Here is an 18842-nt window from a genome sequence, read left to right as displayed (position 1 = left end):
GAAGTTGAATACGCTAGCATTTGCTAGCGGTACTGAAATTGTAACTGAAGGTGTATACACGCTAGTCGTCACGGATGCAGCGGGGAATGAAACGACGTTAAACTTCACGATCGATAAAACCCCACCTACTATTACTGGAGTAACCGAGGGCGGAGTGTACAAGAGTGCCACTCCTGTATTCAACGAAGGAACAGCGAAGTTGAATACGGTAGCATTTACTAGTGGTACTGAAATTGTAAATGAAGGTGTATACACGCTAGTCGTCACGGATGCAGCGGGGAATGAAACGACGGTAAACTTCAGAATCGAAAAAGGTAGCAGCGGGGGTTCCGGAACCACAGGAAGCACATCAACCTCAGAGGTTTTACTTATTTCAGGTAATAAGTCAGAAAAAGCGAGCAAAATTATCGTCAACATAACGGATGGAAAAAAGGTAACAACTGTCATCCTAGAAGAAGAGCAGCTAAAGGGCTTTTTGAAGGAAGCAGGCAATAATCCGGTTATTATAATAGCGGTTCGCAATAAATCAGATATTATCAATTGGGAACTGAATGCAGCAATCTTAAAAACCTTTGAGAATAGCAATGCGATCATTCAAATAGTCACGGAAAATGCAGCGTATAGTCTTCCATTAGATCAGGTCTCTGTTGATAAATGGCACAGTCAATTAGGAGCCAATATTCCTTTGAAGGATATAAAGATCAAGCTAGAGTTGAGCGTTCTTTCTAATTCAGCTTTTGTGTTCAAGGATTCTGGCAATGGACAAGTCACACCTGTCGCTCCACCCGTAAGCTTCTCTATAAAAGGTATTTATGGTAGCAAGGAAATGGAATTAAACCAATTCGATACTTTTATAGAGAGGCGAATTGCGATACCTGAAGGGGTAAATCTCAATCATATTATGACGGGAGTAAAGATAACCCCAGACGGAACGCTTATTCATATTCCGACTAGAATTATACAAGAAGGCGGTCGCTATTATGCTGTCCTCAACAGCATGAGCAACAGCATTTACGGACTAATCAAAAATGAAATATCCTTTAATGATGTATCCACTCATTGGGCCAAATCAAGCATTAATGACCTGGCATCAAGACTAGTCATTAATGGAGCAGACGAACAGCGATTTTTACCGGATAACGAAATTACGCGTGCAGAGTTTATAGCTATTATGATCAGAGCATTAGGCTTAAGCTCAGCTAGCAAGACGTTTTATTTTAAGGATATAGCGGAGAAAGCATGGTACCATCAAGCAGTTCAGATCGGATACTCTTATGGGCTGGTGGATGGATATAGCGATGGTTCCTTCAAACCTAATGAGAAGATTAAAAGGCAGGAAGCGATGGTTATTCTATCTAGGGCAATGAAGCTTGTGAATCTGAATAAGGAGATAGACGATACGAAGCAGCAAAAACTAGTCAGCAATTTCGCAGATAGCGAACAATTGGCCTCTTGGGCTCGTCAAGCTGCAGCGTTAACCATTGAAATCGGCGTTATCAGTGGATACAAAGGCGAACTGAATCCCCTGCAAAATATAACGAGAGCAGAAACCGCAGCAATCATTCAAAGATTTCTTAAAAAAGCGGAATTCATTTAATAAATAGGGATTTTAAAGTCAGACTGAAGGTAACCTCTCGTAAATCGTAGGCCTCACCAAATAATCTCATCAGTACACTTCGGCGAATTGTGGATTTGCACAGCCATGATTCGTCTCCACCAAATGAAAATCCACTACCGCATGAGGTAGTGGATTTTTGCATTTCATCGCTCCCGAAGATCAAGCTAACACTAACCGAGCTTATTGTGCGCCATATTTCATGTGCTTCATGAGATCGATGAAGTGCTGGGCTGTTTTTGTTAAATAGCGATCTTTTAGCCAAATTAGTCCGGTTGAGAATATGAGCTGGCTGTCTGCAATGGGGAAGGCTTCAATTTCATATCCACGGTGCATGGTAAGAATCGACTCCGGCACGATCGTGGTCCCATCTCCGGATGACACCCACTCTAATAACGTTACGATATCTGAACATTCGCCGATTACATTTGCTTGTAAACCGCGCTCCGTAAATTGATTAATGATGCTCTGATAAAGCCCCAAACCTTCCGCACTGGGCAAAATGAGCGGGTAGTGCTGGATATCACCGTAAGTGATTTCATCCGATGGGGGCAAGTAGTTCTTGGCAGTTACAAAATAAAAAGATTCAGATTGTAATCGTAATACTTCAAAATCATTTAGCTCCAGCGGAAGCCGTACAATCGCAAGCTCGATAACACGTTCTCTGATGAGACGAAGAAGTTGTGCGGATTCATTTTGCTGAATTTTATAGGTGACGCCGGGATAACGAAGTTTAAACGTACGTAATAATTGGGGTAATGAGGCAGAAGACAATGTATTAACCCCAATCATCAATTTACCTCGCATACCCATGCCTATTTTTTTCACTTCGGTTTCTGCCTCTTCCAAAAGCTTCGTCAAGTGAAGGGCATGCATGTATAGAGCTTGTCCTGCATCAGTTAACTCCAGTGCTTTGCCGTTTCTGATCATAAGCTGTACATCCAGCTCTTGCTCCAGCGCCTTTAATTGTTGCCCGAGCGGGGGCTGAGTCATGTGCAGTCTTTGCGCTGCGGCAGTAATTTGCTTCTCTTCAGCGATAGCAATAAAATAGCGAAGTTGGCGAATATCCATGTATGAAATACTCTCCTGTCCAAACGATAAAAGTATGGAAAGTGAATGATTTGAATATTTTTCGTTTGCTAATGGCTATGTTACCATAGAAGTAGTTTAAGAGGATAGAGATCGCTGTTTATGCGATATGTAATAGTGCTTTTAGCTTTTGGATGAGGATAGAGCTAACCCTTTGAGCATGCGAGCGCTAATCATTTTACAGCCGTTGAGCTTTTAGTAGAAGCTGAGCTAAATCTTGAGAAATAGAGGTGATGACATGTTGGATGCTTCTTATTGGTTAACAAATGTAAAACTAGAACAGAACTATGTCATGGAAGATGGACAAGTAACGGGCACGAATACGGCAATTTATCATATACGAATTGAGAATAGTAGGATTGCAGAAATGATCGAGGCGGATTCGGAGATCGTGAGCCATCTTCCTAAATATGACTGCAAAGCGTTATTGATGCTGCCTTCTTTCGAGGAAGCGCATATTCATTTAGATAAAACCTATTTCGATGGACCGTGGAAGGCGGTAAAAAAAGTATCCAGCATTTTTGATCGGATTGAGGAAGAGAAAGTATTATTGCCTAAGCTCTTACCAATGGCCAAAAAACAAGCTGAGAGCATATTGACGCTTATACAGAGATACGGTGCTACACATGTCCGCAGTCATTGTAATATTGAGCCTGTTAGCGGATTGCAAAGATTAGAGGCAACAGTGGGAGCGCTGCACACATTTTCCGGTAAAATCTCTTCTGAGATCGTTGCTTTTCCGCAGCATGGACTGCTTCGCTCGAATGCCGTCCAACTCGTTAAGCAATCTTTGGCCGAAGGGGCAACACATGTAGGCGGTGTCGATCCGTTCACAGTGGATGGGGATATAGAAAAGTCGTTGCAAGCCATGGTAGAACTGGCGGTTATGAATAAAGCCGGTATTGATCTTCATTTACATGACGGGAACGAGGCGGGCAAAAAAACGCTGACGAGACTGGCTGATTTGTCTGAAGAAGCAGGTTTGCAAGGAAAGGTAACCATTAGTCATGCGTTCTGGTTTGCAAATGCGGAACCGAGAGAGGCGGAGGAAGTTGCTGAACGGTTGGCATCGCTAGAGATGTCCATTGCATCGACCGTTCCGATTGGAAGAACAACAATGCCTCTTCCGATGTTGCATAATAAAGGTGTGAAGGTGAAACTGGCAACAGACAGTCTTACAGATCACTGGTCGCCATTTGGAAATGGAGATCAACTAGAGAAGGCAGGGCGGTTCGCAGAACTGTATGGGTGCAATGATGAATTGTCACTGTCTCAATCCCTTGGATTCATTACAGGCGGGATAACGCCGCTAGATCAAAAAGGTGAGCAGGTTTGGCCTAAGGCAGGAGACGTGGCAACTTTTGTGCTGGTGCATGCAAGCTGCTCAGCAGAAGCGGTAGCGCGAAGAGCGGAGCGCCAAGCGGTTTGGTTCCAGGGACGTCTTGTGAGCGGTTCTTTGAATGAGAGTGACAAACGTTAGAGGTTAACTAGTTTGCATTAATGATTAGAAGCGTGTGTACCGCTATTGTAGATATCGCAAAAGGAATTCACACGTTTGAAGTTGTTGCACATAGTATAAAAGAACACTCCGTCGTCAGATGATGTATAGGGCTTCTTTCAATAATCGCCAAAACGGAGGTTGGAAACCTAGAGCCATTTAATGTGCTTTTAGGACAGGGGTTCAACTCCCCTCGCCTCCATCATCAAAACCATCCGCATGAGGATGGTTTTTTTTGTGTGGACCGAAGGTTGGTCGATTACGCCGAATCTGAAGGAGGATTCAGCAAAAAATTCAATTCTACCGCTAAAATTATCATCCTCCAGTTTTTCCGGTAATAAGTGTAATCAGGAATTAAATAGTCCCTCTCCTCCACCATGCAAACCCAGACCGCATTAGGTCTGGGTTTTTGCTATGCTTGCAGGCACTGGGATATGAAGGTCTATAAATTTTTTGGGTTGGTGACGACTTTATGAACGCTAACGTATAGATGTTGAAATTTTCCATTAGTTAGAGTAATCTTTTTCTAGACGATATCGTACAGAAAAGGAGGCGAGTAAGATTCCAAAAGTTATTGTCACGGAAATTCAGTGGATTGAAATTGGAATGAGGAAATTTGCGCAAAACGGCATAAACGGCTTAGTTATTGAAAAAATGTCATCAGAGTTAGGTTGCAGCAAGAGCAGCTTTTATTGGTACTTCAAAAATCGGGATGAGTTTATAGCGCGATTGATAGAACGATGGGTCGAATTATCGACACAACAGGTTATCTTAAGTTCGTCTGAGCTAGAGAAGGAAGATGATCAAATTACGAAGATGTTATATGAAATGTTCTCTGCGACACGAAAAGGCGATTTTTTATTTTATTTAAGAAAACTAAGTGAGGAGATTCCAGCTTTTTATACAGTGCTAGAATCGATCGAGCAAACGAGAATGAGTTATGCTACGGAACTCTTTAGAAAAGTTGGAATGGATCGCGAAGTTGCTGAGCAAAAATCTCATATTTTATATCACTATTATCTTGGGTGGTATGAAAGATTTAAGAACGCTGAGGTTGAAGATGAAGAACTAGATCGTCATATTAGAACGCTGAGGATACATTTATTAGGAATGTAAATGGGGGAGTATGATGACGATTGTTTTCGCGTGGATTGTAGGCGTAATTCTGTTTGTACTGAGCGGAATTCATCTGTATTGGGTGGTCGGCGGGAAAAGAGGGTTTCTAGGAGCGATACCTAGCGATGGTTCAGAAATAAAGTTTCGACCTGCGAAAATGGCTACAAGCGTTGTTGCAGGGGCATTAGCTTTAGCGGGTTTGTTTGTGTTGGAGCTTGGAGAAGTACTAGAGAGGCTGATATTTCCTGAATGGTTATTCCGTTATGGGGGTTGGATTTTATCAGGCGTATTCATATTACGAACCGTCGGGGATTTTCGCTGGATTGGCTTTTTTAAGAAACAGAGAGGAACCTTATTTGCCAAGCGGGACACATTGTTGTATTCCCCGTTATGTCTCTTTATCGGGATATGTTTGATTTTTGTAACAATCGGTTGATGGGGCTTTTGCTGGGGTGACGTCAAAACTGTGACTACACCCGTAGAAGCCTGTGTAGCGTGATCTTCGGACAGGGGTTCAACTTGCCGCGCCTCCACCACGAATAACCCGACCGCATGAGGTCGGGTTTTTGTGTGGAAAGAAACGGGGAGTCGCCCCAGTCCGAAGGAGGACATAGATTAAGTTGCAAGCGCAGGGAACGAAGCGGACGAGCAAGGCATCTCATTCCACCGCTAAGACCATTATCCGCGAATCGACTTCTTCAGCAAATTTAATCAAGAAAGGGATACTCTGAGAGCCGAATAAAGAATAGCGACAAAAGAAACCGACTCGAAGTAGTCGGTTTCGTATGGGGAGAATAATTAAAAATGGCGATATTTAATTATTCAAAATAGGGTCAACCGCCGCCCTTCCTTGTTTCCAGGCAGCAAGTTTCTCGGCAGTCTGTGTCCCAGGTATAGGGATGTACATGCAGCATATTAAGTTTTGGAAATTATTCACTTGAGAGAATGAGAAGATTTCAAAATTCAAACGTCCCATAGAAGGATGATCAATATCGATTGTCAGTCCACTCCGATCCGCTACTTCGTGAAGAGACCACCACTCGGAGAACTCCTTGCTCTGAACTTTCAGATCTTCAATAAGGCTGGTATACCATCTTTGATCGGAGGCTTGGTCATACACTTTTCTGTAAAAAGAAAGGGCCACTTTGACCGCCTTCTCCCAGTTTACGATTCTCGTTTGGAATGCAGGGCTAGTACAAAGAAGCTTCATTATCTGTCTATCTTCTATTGGAATCAGAGCAAAATCCGTAAATAGAGTACAAGCAAAATCATTCCAAGCAATCAACCGATTTTCAGGGCCCGTAACAAAGAAGGGATGAGGGGAATTTGTCACTAGATCCATGAAGGCGGGAGAAAATTGATTAACGGATCGATCAAGTGAGTTTGAGGGGGTTTTCCCGGCCAACTGATATAAGTATTCACGTTCTGCGTTGTTCAGCTGCAGCGCATCAGATAGCCGTTCGAGCACCTCAGACGAAGCGGCCACATCTCTACCTTGCTCCAACCAAGTGTACCAAGTCGTACTTAGATCAGCGAGTTGAGCAACTTCTTCACGACGGAGTCCCGGTGTTCTTCTACGTGTAAATCCATCAGGAAGCCCCAGTTGATCTGGTGAAAGACTCGCCCTGCGCGCTTTTAGAAAGTCACCCATTAACTTTCTATTTGAGGTGGTTTGTATAATCATCCAGCTCCTATCCTAGTAGTATCTATACTAGTTACATTTCCTACTGCCTATAGTATAAAATACATGCTAATCTTCATTCAAGGGAATCAAGGGAGGTGATCAGGGTAGCAATCAGGAATCGCCCTTCAAGGGCTTGTGTCGTCGAACGGGTACAAAACGGTGATGAGGAAGCGTGGACTGAACGGATTACTACGATAAATAAATGGCTGAAATAAAAGCTCATTCGTCAAAATAAGCTCAACACTCAAGGGACTGTTTTTAAAAGTAAGTATGGATTCACTAATAGTGCTTTTTGCGTGGAAACAATCACAAAATCCAAATGATAAATATTCTTTTAGCATGTTTGGATAGTTGTGCACCTAGAAATTGGCTTCTACAACGGAAGGCCGGCGTACATTTGCGCATATCATAGCATCATTTTAATATGGGAGGAATTTATTAATGTTAAAAAAAATTAGAAAAGTTTGTATGAGACCTTTAGTTTTGAGAACGGGATTGATCGCAGTCATAGTGCTTGTTTCTCTAGCTACTTCTGTAGCCGCCGAGCCTTCGTGGGAATAGAAAGTAAACCCATTCCATAATACAGCTCATTCCTCTGCCGGCCTGGGACGAGTAGGAAAGGTGCTGTTCAAAAAGCCTAGAAAATAAAAAGTTGGACGGAAAATATCATGTTTTCCGTCCAACTTTTTGCATGTCTGCTTATGCAGGAAAATAGCGAGGCCGATTCCCGCCACCTTCAGTAGATTGTGAGCTAATAGCGCGGTTAAATGGGCGGTATGATGTAATTTCCTTTTAATAACTATTTATTTTAATAAACTAACTTTTGTTCAAAAAAATAATTAGACATAACAGATGGATATGATTAATTTGAAAGCAAAGAGCTCTGGCCACCAGAGCTCTTTAAATTTGATTGGTCAACGATCTCGAAACTCGAAACGGATATCTTAATGTTGCCGTTCATGTTATACTCTTAGCCGATATTTTAATAATCGATTATGAAAAAAAGGTTCGGGATTAAACGCCTCTTTTTCCAGTGAAGCCGTATTTCTAACCTATAAGGAAAGAAGCATCACGGCCTGCCACGAGGATATTGTCTATCACAAGTTGTTTTTTGTCTAAGCAGCGAAAGGAGGGGAACACATGGATTGGGAAACCCACATCGAAAGGTGGAGCCGAATCGCCGTCAGACTGTTCGATATTCGACAGTATTGCGCGCAGAATGAAACCGTGCCCGATCGCTATGCAGCACAAACCAGTTTTTTCGTTGTTGTGACGCACGGAGAAGCGAATATAAGTCTATCAGGAACGGTCTACCAAGCCCGTTCATTTCACATTTTGCATGGGGGCAAGGGCACTGATCTCAGCTTTAAGCCGCTAGGAAACGACTTCGCTTGCTATTTGATTTTGTACAAAGCCAATCATGAATCGCCGGAGGAACGGGAGACCTTCCATATGCCTTATGCTTTCACTCCTTATATGTCGCTGCCTCTACAAGAAAAGTGTCAAACCATGTATCGCCTATGGCAGCAAGCAGCCCCAATGGACAAGCTGCAGGCACAGTCTATTTTTGTTCCGTTTGTGTACGAGGTTATGCGGCAAATAATGACGTCAGCAAAGGAAGCCGGCAGACCGAACTTAGTTACAGAAGCGATTGGCTATATTCATGAGCATTATAAGGAGTCTATTACAGCTGAGGAACTGGCCGGGAGATACAGCTGCAGCGTGAGCTACCTGTCTCGTTTGTTCAAAAATCAAATTGGAGTCGGTCCGATTGAATACCTGATTCATGTACGCATTCATAAATCAAAGCAGTTTCTGCTGAAATCAGAGGTCCGTATCCAGGAAATCGCTAATAGCGTTGGTTATGAGGATGTCTATTATTTTAGTCGCTTGTTCAAAAAGCATACGGGTTGCTCTCCACTGCAATTCCGGAAGGATAATCGGCAGCCGGTTCATAATAATCCATTGCACCTGTTAAAATCGTCTATTGTATCCCCATATCCAGTTTCTCATAATGAGAATGAGATTTATTATCATTCAATTCCGGAAGGGGACACCTCAATGTTTAGATTTTCAAGACCGGCATTTGGAGCAATGATGCTATTGTGCACAGCTTTGCTTTTGAATGCATGCCAGGCGGGCAATACAACGGGGGCGACGAACAGCAAGAACAGCACGAACAGTGCCGCTGTAGAAAAACGGATGTATCCGCATTTAAAAGGTGAAACGGAAATTCCTGCGAAGCCGCAGCGTGTGGTTAGCCTGTTCCATTTGGGCGAGTTGATGGCGCTTGGGGTAAAGCCGATAGGCGCAACTAGCTTCATTTTGAAAAATCCGCTGTTAAGCGATACTTCCGATATTGTAGATGTTGGAGTTCCACCTGATGCGGAGAAGATTCTATCGCTGGAACCTGATCTTATTGTTACCACAGCGCCATTTGCGGAAGTAGTAGAGGGCGGATACGAGGCACTGAGCCAAATCGCGCCGACCATTATTGTGGAGCAGTACAACGATCCGATTAAGGATGTCGAAATGTTTGGCGATATTGTTGGCAAGCAAGAGGAAGCGAAGCAGTGGAACGAGGCATTTGCGAAAAAGATAGCCGCATACAAGGAAAAAGTGACGCCGTTTATTGGGGCCGATGAAACTTTTACGATTTTAAATGTACGTCCCGATTCCGTTTTTGTTTACGGGGATACCAATATGGGCGGCAACATCCTTTACAAGTATCTTGGTTTAAATCCAACCGAAAAAGTAAAGACGGATGTCATTAACGGCGAAACATGGGAAATATCTAACGAGGTGATCCCCGATTTCATAGGCGACCGGTTATTTCTGGCAGTGAATGATGGGGCAGAGGTAAATGTGAAGAAAGTAGAAAAGCTTATTCAAAATACGCCGGCATGGAAAGCGGGGAACGTGTACAATATCGATTTTGACCAATTTCTTCCCAGCGATCCGATTTCGGTAGAACAACAGTTGGATATTATCGTTAATTTGCTGGTTGAAGGCAAACAATAAAATATGCAAAAGGTACCTTTTCAGGTGCCTTTTTTATTTTTTCTAAGGTCTCAACGTCCTGCTAACCGGATTTAAACTTAAGAATCTAGTAAGAATCAGGTAAGAAAAAATGAGCATTATCTGTTCTAACATAAAGGAGTAGGATTGTGAATTAAAAAATATTTAAGACGAATTGGATTCAATTATCGTCTAGTAGAGACAAAGATCAAAACAACAAATACGCAGGAGGGACCTCAAATGGTTGGGTTATTTTATAAGAATGCGATTAGGTCGCTTTGGATGATGTGGGAAGGCATTTTTGCGTCGATGTATCAGTTAGGCAACCTGCACACGCTAAAGTTCGGAATCTGTAAGGTTATGATTAAGAAACATAAGGGAGAAAGCATTTTATGCAAAGACGGCACTTTAATTGTGGCCGGCGACCGGATAGGAGAACTTCATCTGGATAATGTAGAAGTGGTTAAGCAGCTTAATTCCGGGGGCGCCAATCGTGCTGCAATCGTAGTTGCACGTAGGCTGCGCGCTTCCTTAGAGGACATTCATTTCGCTTTTGACCATAACAGATGTGAATTTTCAGAAGTAAAGGCTTTAGTAGGAGTGACGTTGCTGCACCGGGGTATCGTGCGTGGACTAGGGTTCGAACAGCAGCAAATTAAATCAAGCTTGTTCAGAAGGGTAAGCACCTCGTACTTGCGATTGATTCTGTCCGTGCTACATCCGGAAGGCAATAAGCGAATAGACCGAAGGAAAAGCAAGCTCGTCCCGATGAGGTTAGTTCATACCCGCAACTCGCTCAAGGCGTGGTTCACTTCTGCAGCTTAGCGAACAAGCGGAATAAATAGAAAAACCCACTACGAATGAGGTGATGGGTTTTTTGCTTCATCATTGCTAGCGAATATTTAAAGGGAGTAGCTTGCAAGTTTTTACATGAACCCTCAAAAAATATCATTTTTCGACACTATTCATCAGTCATTTATGTCTGTTTATGGTAATATAGATATGGTGTTATTTTCCTGCAAAAATGATTCTAAACGCTTAGTAGAGAGAAGGGGTTTTATGGCACTGATTGGGATTGATTTAGGAACTTCGAATAGTTTGATCGCATATTGGACCGAGGATGGTCCGAAGCTTATTCCTAATGCGTTTGGGAGCTTCTTGACCCCATCTGTCGTAAGTGTAGACGATAACGGTGAAATCATTGTCGGGCAAATTGCCAAGGAGCGCCTTATTACGCATCCTGGGGTGACGGCGGCAGCATTCAAAAGATTTATGGGAACGGAGAAGGAGTTTCATCTCAAAAAATATACATTTTCGGCCCCGGAGCTTTCGTCATTTGTTTTGCGGTCGCTAAAGGCGGATGCTGAAGCCTTTCTAGGCGAAGAAGTAACGGAGGCGGTCATTAGCGTGCCCGCTTATTTTAACGACGCTCAACGTAAAGCGACGAAATACGCTGCCGAAATTGCCGGTTTCAAAGTGGAACGGCTTATTAGCGAGCCTACGGCGGCAGCCCTTTCTTACGGATTGCACGAAAAAAAGGACAACACCCAGTTTTTGATCTTCGACCTTGGCGGAGGAACGTTTGACGTCTCGGTGCTTGAATTTTTTGAAGGCATCATGGAAGTTAAATCGGTCGCGGGCGACAATTTTTTAGGTGGAGAAGATTTCACTGAACTGCTTGCCAGCTACTTCGTCGAGAAAAGCGGAATCGATTTTGAAAGCTTGGACAGTAAAGCTAAGTCGCTCATTTTTAACCAGGCCGAACTTTGCAAAAAGGATCTTAGCGTAGGACAGACAGTGAAGATGCGGTACGAAACGGCTGAGCAAACCTATGAAGTGGCCGTTAATTACTCACAGTTTGAAAAGCTGGTTACTTCTTTAATTATGCGATTGCGGAACCCGATTGAGCGGGCGTTAAACGACGTGTCGTTGTCACCAAAAGATTTGGATACGGTTATTTTAATCGGCGGCGCCACCCGGATGCAGTTAATAAAATCAGTGGTCGGCAAAATGTTTGGGCAGTTCCCGTTTTCGAACATTAATCCCGACGAAGCTGTTGCTTTGGGAGCTGCGGTGCAAGCGGCACTAAAAAGTCGCGACCGGGCGCTGAATGAGATGATTTTAACGGATGTTTGCCCTTATACGTTAGGGATTGAAGTCAGCAAAAGCGCTGATGAGTCGGAACGTTATGAAAGCGGGTATTTTTCTCCAATTATTGAACGAAATAATCCAATTCCGATCAGCAGAGTTGAGCGGTACAACACCCTGCATGATAATCAGGAAGCGATTCATTTGAAAATATTTCAGGGCGAGAGTATGCGTGTATCCAACAATTTGTTATTAGGAGAACTTGAAATTACGGTGCCGCGTATGAAAAAAGGGGAGGCCACTATCGATGTTCGGTTCACCTACGATATTAACGGCATTTTGGAAGTGGATGTGACTTCCGTTTTATCCGGCGATACCAAAACGCTCGTCATCGAAAAAGGTTCGGAAAAAATGTCCCCAGAAGTGTTGGCCGCACGGTTGAACGCATTAAAAGATATTAAAATCCACCCTCGTGATCGGTCGGAAAACCGCTTGCTTATCGCCAAAGCCGAACGGTTGTATGAGGAATCCATTGGCGCCAAACGAGATATCATTATGAATCATTTAGTGCAATTCGATGGCTTGCTTGCCGAGCAGGATCTGAAGAAAATTGCCAAGGCGGCGAAAGAGTTCAAAGAGTTTTTGGACTCCATTGAACAGTCTCGCGGTTACTAAATTAGAGGTGGTAGGGATAGAATGGATCACTGGGCGGTACTAGGGATTAGACGAACAGCGGATACAACCGTCATTAAAAAGGCCTATAAGCAGAAGCTGCTCGTCCACCATCCTGAAGACGATCCTGCCGGCTATCAGAGGGTTAGAGCAGCGTATACGGCGGCGATAAACGCAGCAAAGTTCATGGCTAAGCATGAGGAAGTGAGTGCAGAAGCCGAGGCGGATACAAAGACTGAAGTGAGAACAGCAGCTGAAGTAGATACAGAGGTTGAATTGAAACCGGCAGCCGACTTAACTATACAAAATGAAGCGTATGCTCAAGATGATGATGCGGCTATGCGAGGATATCGGCGTCTGTTCAAAAATGAAAACGGTGATTTTTGGTTAGAGGACTCAGAGCAAGAAGAGGACTATGAGGATGAGGAGTTTATTACGTTATCGAACCATTTTTTTGCTGAACAGCTTCAAGTTAAGGTACCCGCTGAGCGTGATTTTATAGCGCGGATGGAGCAGCTTTTTAACGATCATGGCAAAAGAAATGACCCGTTAGCGTGGGAGGAACTGCTTAGTGACGATGTATTATGGGACATAAATGCAAAGTCGAGAATCGATGGCCGAATGTTGCGGCTGTTGTCGGAACAGTACAACTTACTGAATGATCAAGTTTTAGTAATGATTGAATCTCATATGAGTTTATTCGATAAAATCAGTATAAATAGGGAGGAGTACCCGGCCCGTTTTGTAGACACTTATGCATTAGCAACTCAAAAAATAGCCATGCCTCATCATTTGGAGCAAGCCAAACTGTCGCCGGAGCAAGTTATAAAAAGAGTGGACGTAAAATGGTGGAAGTATTGTTTTGATAACCCGATTGGCTGGATCATTATATTTGTACTAGGATTCCGCTTTGTTGCTGTGTTATATGCTCTCTTCATTTTGGTGCGGTGTGTTCTATGGGTGCTCAGACGCAAGTGGAAACTCATTATGTGGGATTATACGTTCACTTATATCGATCAATGGGGTAAACGTTCTGATTTCAAATATATCGATATTACTAAAATTGTACTGTTAAGAAAAAAAGTGATCATCCATCTGGAGTCGAAACAAATCCATATCAAGGCTCAAGCTACGGATAATCTAGTTATTCTGCTTACCCGAATGAGCCGATATGGAAGACAGGAAGACAATACGATATATATGCAATAAGACTAAGCTGTAATGGAGGCGTACTTCATTGACTGTATCGAGAACGATGAGATGGATTACGGGATCATTAGAACTTGTGTTAGCTATACCAGTGCTAGGTGGACTCATAGTGTTAGTAACCTCGTATTTTGCACTACCGGTAATGCTGATCTTACATCTTATAACTTTGGTACTTTCCAGTATAAATAGAGAGCCTATTGCCGGATCGGTGGTAGGAGTTGTAACTTCTTTGCTAGCATGGATTCCCTTTCTAGGATGGGCATTGCATCTCACCTCTACTATTATTCTTATGATAACGGCCTCTCAAAAAGGCGAGCGCTCGGGAGCTCCGATGCCCAAGTTCCAATAATAAAGAAACCGTATGCTATAATCCAGCTATATGCTTATAAAATGGCAGGAGGCTTCCATTTGAAATGGCTATTTTGAAAAATGATTGGGCGGCTAGTTTGGAGCAGGAGTTTGCAAAGCCTTACTATTTGCAGCTGCGGAAGTTTCTCATTGATGAGTATCGGACCAGGGCCGTTTATCCGGATAAATATGATATATTTAATGCTTTGCACTATACATCGCTGGCGGATACTAGGGTAGTTATTTTGGGACAGGATCCTTATCACGGCCCCGGACAGGCGCATGGCTTAAGCTTTTCTGTTGAAAAGGGCGTGGGCGCACCTCCGTCTTTGCAAAATATGTACAAAGAACTTCAGGATGATTTAGGCTGTTCCATCCCTAATAACGGCCACTTGCTCAAATGGGCTCAGCAAGGAGTATTGCTGCTTAATACGGTGCTTACCGTAAGGGCGCATGAAGCAAACTCACATCGGAATCAAGGTTGGGAAAGCTTTACGGATAAAGTTATCGAAGCGGTTAACGGGAAAAATGAGCCGGTTGTGTTTCTTTTATGGGGAAGTCACGCTCAGAAGAAGGCGGAGCTTATAACCAACCGCCAGCATATGATCATTCGCTCGCCGCATCCAAGTCCGTTGTCCGCTCATCGAGGCTTTTTTGGCAGCAGGCCGTTTTCTCGTGCTAATGAGTTTCTTCGCAAGATGGGGCTGCAAGAGATAGATTGGCAAGTTCCCGACCTGTGAGCAAACAAACTTGCAAGCCTGACCGCCAAAGGTCAGGTTTTTATTTTTGAGTCTTCCGGCAAATTGAATGCAAGCCGTGCATCCCTAAACCGCAGTCTTAAAAGGCCGTGGTTTTTTGTTGTTTCTAAAAAGAGCGCCACCATCAATACATCTCAAACAATTAGCTCATAAGAGTCATGTGGATTTGATTGTGCTCCACTATATTTAAAGAAGGAGGAACAACAGCTGAAAGGGGATGATTTGGCCATGAAGGTACAGCATCCATTGCGGAACATGCTCGTTATCGGTTGTTTTTTTGCGCTGGCGATTTTGAGTATGCTCGGAAGCTTGGCTTTTGGCGCGGTTGATATCGGGGTGTCTGCCCTATTATCGGCTCTATCGGGCAACGAAGCCGCAGAGCACTATACGATTTTATGGAATATCAGGCTTCCCAGAACGCTTGTAGCAGCTCTAGTTGGAATTAATTTGGCTTTGTCCGGCGCGCTCTTGCAAGGGGTCATGCGAAATCCAATGGCGGATCCGCATATTATCGGGGTTTCATCGGGGGCCGGTCTAGCCGGAATGACGGTTCTTCTTGCCTTTCCAGCATATGTGCATCTTCTGGTTCCTTCTGCCTTTGTCGGGGCGATGGCTGCTGCCATACTGGTCTACCTTCTGGCTTGGAACAAAGGAGTTTCCCCTATGCGCATCATACTCGCGGGCGTGGCGGTATCGGCGTTTCTTAACGCCGCAGTATCGACTCTGTTTACTTTCTACAGCGACCGTGTGCCTGCCGTCCTTGGGTTTATTATCGGGAGCCTGTCTGCAAAAAGCTGGAGCAGCGTTGAAGTTTTGCTTCCCTATTGCGTTATCGGAGCCGCCTTGACGTTTGCTGGATCACAACGGATGAATATTTTGATGCTTGGTGATTCGGAGTCTAGATCGCTCGGCCTGAATACAGAAGGCTATCGGTTATGGTTCGTCGCTATAAGCGCTCTACTAGCTGCAAGCGCCGTCAGTATTGTCGGATTGCTCGGTTTTGTTGGCCTCATCGTCCCCCATGCCGCCAGAATGCTGGTGGGCAACGACTATCGGGTACTGCTGCCCTGCTCGGCTTTACTCGGAGTCATAACGCTTACCGTTTCCGACACGCTAGCGCGTATAGCTTTTGCCCCGATCGAGCTTCCCGTAGGTATTGTAATGGGAGCAATCGGAGCTCCGTTTTTCCTATACCTGCTAAGGAGGAAAAGTGGCCTATGATTGTTGAAGCGTTTGAAGTGAAAGTCGGCTATGGCGATAAAACGATCCTTTCCGATATTAGCCTTTCATTTGAAAGAGGACAAATCCACAGCATTCTTGGACCGAACGGATGCGGGAAAAGTACATTTTTGAAAGCAATCGCCAAACAATTGAATATCGAGCAGGGCAACGTGGTGCTGAACCATAAGCAGTTGAATCAATGGAAGCGCAAAGAGTTGGCCAGAGAGGTTGCTTTTCTTATGCAATCCCATGCCGGGACGCCAGATATTACAGTGCAAAAATTGATTGCTTACGGAAGATTTCCGCACAAAAAGCCGCTGCAAAGGTTGGATCAACAAGATGAGGAAATTATATCATGGGCCATGGACCTGACGAATTTAACATATCTGGCAAACCGCAACATAACGAGCCTCTCGGGAGGGGAGAGGCAGCGGGCATGGATTGCTATGGCGCTTGTTCAACAGCCCAACATTCTTCTGCTCGACGAACCGACAACTTATCTCGATATCCATCATCAATTGGAAATTATTGAGCTGGTCAAAGAGTTGAATAAGAAGCATGGCATGACGGTCATTATGGTGCTTCACGACCTAAACCAAGCGGCAAGCGTATCCGATCAACTGGCGGTATTTTCGCAAGGGAAGCTTTACAGTAAAGGAACGCCGCTTGAGGTTATAAGTATAGAAATGCTGCAAGAAGTATTTCGGATTGATGCGCATATTGGGGTCGAAACGTCCAGCGGAAAACCTTATATTGGCCAAATGAAGTTATTAAATAAGTGAGGGGTGAGCGGTTATGCAAGCTTGGACAGTGGGAATTCTTTTGTTCGACGGCGTGGAGGTTTTGGATTTTGCGGGGCCATTTGAAGTATTTGCTGTGACGGCAAAAAGCCGGGGGCAAGCGGATGTGTTCAAGCCGTTTGTAGTGTCAACCATTGCGACAAGCGGAAAGGTGGTTACAGCTAACAACGGCCTGAAGGTTGTCGCCGATTACAATTTGACGGATGCTCCATGGTTCGATCTGCTGGTTGTGCCTGGCGGTCAAGGGACAAGAAGAGAAATAAACAATGCCGAGGTGCTGGGGTGGATACAACGCCAGCATGAAGCGGGCCAGTGGACAACGTCCGTCTGTACGGGAGCGCTGCTACTTGCTAAATGCGGCTTACTGGATGGAAAGCGGGCAACGACCCACTGGGCGAGCATAGAGAAGATGAGACAGGATTTCCCGGGAGTGACAGTGCTGGAAAATACAAAGTTTGTGGATGAGGGACCAATTGTCACCTCTGCCGGGATTTCTGCCGGCATTCATATGGCTTTTCATATGGTCCGACGCCTTCTCGGGACAGAAACGGCAAAAGATACAGCGCGTTTTATGGAATACGATATCCAATTTGAAGGGGATGAATAACGAAATGAGAGGAGAAACGGAGGTTAGAAAGCGAGGAATCCAGACGAACAAATCAAAATGGTGGATGATTATTACTCTTGCCTTAAGCTTAATTTTAGCGGGATGCAGCTCATCCACAAACGACGAGCATGCCGAACATGGAGGAGTGCCCCTAGCTTCGGAATCCGCAAGTTCTGAAGCGACAGCTACTCCCGCTTCTGAATCGAAGCCGTATTTAACGTTTAAGGATCATACAGATCAGCAAGTAGTCCTCGAGAAAAAGCCGGAGAAACTTGTCATTCTCAATACGGAGGTAGTGGAGCTGCTTTATCAATTGGGAGGTACGGCGGCCGGTATCGCTACCGCGCCGGGCACCCCTGTGCCGGAGGCCGCCAAAGGCGCGAAGCAAGTGGGACTCATCAATGAGGTCAGCATAGAAAGGATTGTAAGTCTGAAACCCGATCTTGTCATCGGACAATCTTTTTTCCATGCCGGACTGAGAGAAACGCTGGCTTCAAACGGTATTCCGCTGGCGCTGACGAAGCTGGACAGTTACGACAGCATTCAAGAAACAGGCAAGTTGCTGGGGCAAATCATTGGCAAGGAAAGCGAAACGGAGAAAATGTTGAAGGAAACGGATGAGAAAGTTCAAACGATAGTGAACAAAGCGCCGGATCGTTCTTATAAATATGCAATGATTTCAATGATGTCTATGGGAATCTCCCTAGAGAAAAGCGGCAATATTGCGCTGGATATCGCGGGCCGCCTGAAAATAAGCAACGTGGCGGAAAGTATGGAGTCCGGGCCTAAGCCGGATGCCGTTCCATACAGCCTGGAGAAGCTTGTAGAAGCCGACCCGGATTATTTATTCCTCCTTGTATACGGAACGGAGGAGCTCGGCAAGCAAATGCTTGAGAAAGATTTGGCCAGCAACCCGGCTTGGAGTTCTTTGCAAGCGGTGAAGGAGAATAATGTGTTTTTCCTGACTTCGGAATTTGTTAATACGTCGGGGCTGGAAATCGATAAGACGTTTGAACATTTCGGGAAGCTTGTTTATCCAGATGTATTTAAATAAATTTCTTATATAGGGAATCGCGGTTTGCGCCGCGATTCCCTTTCGCCATTATCTGCACTTGTTAA

The 18842-nt window shown here is 44.4% G+C and carries 16 protein-coding genes; 14 read left to right on the top strand and 2 right to left on the bottom strand.

Annotated features, from left to right (window positions below; all coding sequences use genetic code 11):
- Positions 1-1597: S-layer homology domain-containing protein (locus ACFQZE_RS17090; protein WP_379359156.1), on the top strand; the 1597-nt coding region annotated here is incomplete at its 5' end.
- Between the two features lie 201 nt (positions 1598-1798).
- Here ACFQZE_RS17090 and ACFQZE_RS17085 read toward each other — a convergent pair.
- On the bottom strand, positions 1799-2686 hold the full coding sequence (locus ACFQZE_RS17085; RefSeq protein ID WP_379359154.1) for a LysR family transcriptional regulator: 888 nt from the start codon (positions 2684-2686) through the stop codon (positions 1799-1801).
- Positions 2687-2942: 256 nt separating this feature from the next.
- Between ACFQZE_RS17085 and ACFQZE_RS17080 the strand changes: the two genes are divergently transcribed.
- The 3 genes from ACFQZE_RS17080 (at position 2943) to ACFQZE_RS17070 (ending at position 5754) form a co-directional block, all read left to right on the top strand.
- Positions 2943-4184 (top strand): amidohydrolase, encoded by a 1242-nt coding sequence (locus tag ACFQZE_RS17080; RefSeq protein ID WP_379359152.1) that lies wholly within the window; start codon positions 2943-2945, stop codon positions 4182-4184.
- Positions 4185-4808: 624 nt separating this feature from the next.
- Positions 4809-5318: a TetR/AcrR family transcriptional regulator gene (locus ACFQZE_RS17075; RefSeq protein ID WP_379359150.1), complete on the top strand. Its 510-nt coding sequence runs from the start codon at positions 4809-4811 to the stop codon at positions 5316-5318.
- 10 nt (positions 5319-5328) lie between these two features.
- Positions 5329-5754, top strand: a complete 426-nt coding sequence (locus ACFQZE_RS17070) for a DUF3995 domain-containing protein (protein ID WP_379359148.1) — start codon at positions 5329-5331, stop codon at positions 5752-5754.
- Between the two features lie 378 nt (positions 5755-6132).
- Here the strand turns inward: ACFQZE_RS17070 and ACFQZE_RS17065 are convergent, their stop codons facing one another.
- Positions 6133-7002 (bottom strand): helix-turn-helix transcriptional regulator, encoded by an 870-nt coding sequence (locus ACFQZE_RS17065; protein WP_379359146.1) that lies wholly within the window; start codon positions 7000-7002, stop codon positions 6133-6135.
- Positions 7003-8142: 1140 nt separating this feature from the next.
- Between ACFQZE_RS17065 and ACFQZE_RS17060 the strand changes: the two genes are divergently transcribed.
- The 10 genes from ACFQZE_RS17060 (at position 8143) to ACFQZE_RS17015 (ending at position 18777) form a co-directional block, all read left to right on the top strand.
- Positions 8143-10023, top strand: coding sequence for an AraC family transcriptional regulator (locus ACFQZE_RS17060; protein ID WP_379359144.1), 1881 nt, complete (start codon positions 8143-8145; stop codon positions 10021-10023).
- A gap of 237 nt (positions 10024-10260) precedes the next feature.
- Positions 10261-10845, top strand: a complete 585-nt coding sequence (locus tag ACFQZE_RS17055; RefSeq protein ID WP_379359142.1) for a YkoP family protein — start codon at positions 10261-10263, stop codon at positions 10843-10845.
- 234 nt (positions 10846-11079) lie between these two features.
- Positions 11080-12783, top strand: coding sequence for a molecular chaperone HscC (locus ACFQZE_RS17050; RefSeq protein WP_379359140.1), 1704 nt, complete (start codon positions 11080-11082; stop codon positions 12781-12783).
- 21 nt (positions 12784-12804) lie between these two features.
- The gene (locus tag ACFQZE_RS17045; protein ID WP_379359138.1) at positions 12805-13989 is read left to right on the top strand and encodes a J domain-containing protein; all 1185 of its coding nucleotides are present in this window, start codon (positions 12805-12807) and stop codon (positions 13987-13989) included.
- A 28-nt stretch (positions 13990-14017) separates the two neighbouring features.
- A complete protein-coding gene (locus ACFQZE_RS17040) occupies positions 14018-14338 on the top strand; it encodes a hypothetical protein (protein WP_379359136.1) in 321 nt (106 codons plus the stop codon).
- A gap of 64 nt (positions 14339-14402) precedes the next feature.
- Entirely contained in the window at positions 14403-15077 is a 675-nt protein-coding gene (locus tag ACFQZE_RS17035) for a uracil-DNA glycosylase (RefSeq protein ID WP_379359134.1), read from the top strand.
- A gap of 246 nt (positions 15078-15323) precedes the next feature.
- Positions 15324-16316 carry a FecCD family ABC transporter permease gene (locus ACFQZE_RS17030; protein WP_379359132.1) on the top strand — a complete coding sequence of 331 codons (993 nt, stop codon included), beginning with the start codon at positions 15324-15326 and terminating at the stop codon, positions 16314-16316.
- Positions 16313-17098 carry an ABC transporter ATP-binding protein gene (locus ACFQZE_RS17025; protein ID WP_379359130.1) on the top strand — a complete coding sequence of 262 codons (786 nt, stop codon included), beginning with the start codon at positions 16313-16315 and terminating at the stop codon, positions 17096-17098. Before ACFQZE_RS17030 ends, ACFQZE_RS17025 begins: the two co-directional genes overlap by 4 nt.
- Positions 17099-17111: 13 nt before the next feature.
- Complete coding sequence (locus ACFQZE_RS17020; RefSeq protein ID WP_379359128.1) at positions 17112-17723, top strand: DJ-1/PfpI family protein; 612 nt, start codon at positions 17112-17114, stop codon at positions 17721-17723.
- A 4-nt stretch (positions 17724-17727) separates the two neighbouring features.
- On the top strand, positions 17728-18777 hold the full coding sequence (locus ACFQZE_RS17015) for an ABC transporter substrate-binding protein (RefSeq protein WP_379359126.1): 1050 nt from the start codon (positions 17728-17730) through the stop codon (positions 18775-18777).
- Positions 18778-18842 lie beyond the last annotated feature (65 nt).

The organism is Paenibacillus sp. GCM10027627 (assembly GCF_042675505.1).
Lineage (GTDB): Bacteria > Bacillota > Bacilli > Paenibacillales > Paenibacillaceae > Pristimantibacillus.
The sequence above is the reverse complement of the archived record's forward strand: the minus strand, read 5'-3'. Positions and strand labels throughout refer to the sequence as shown.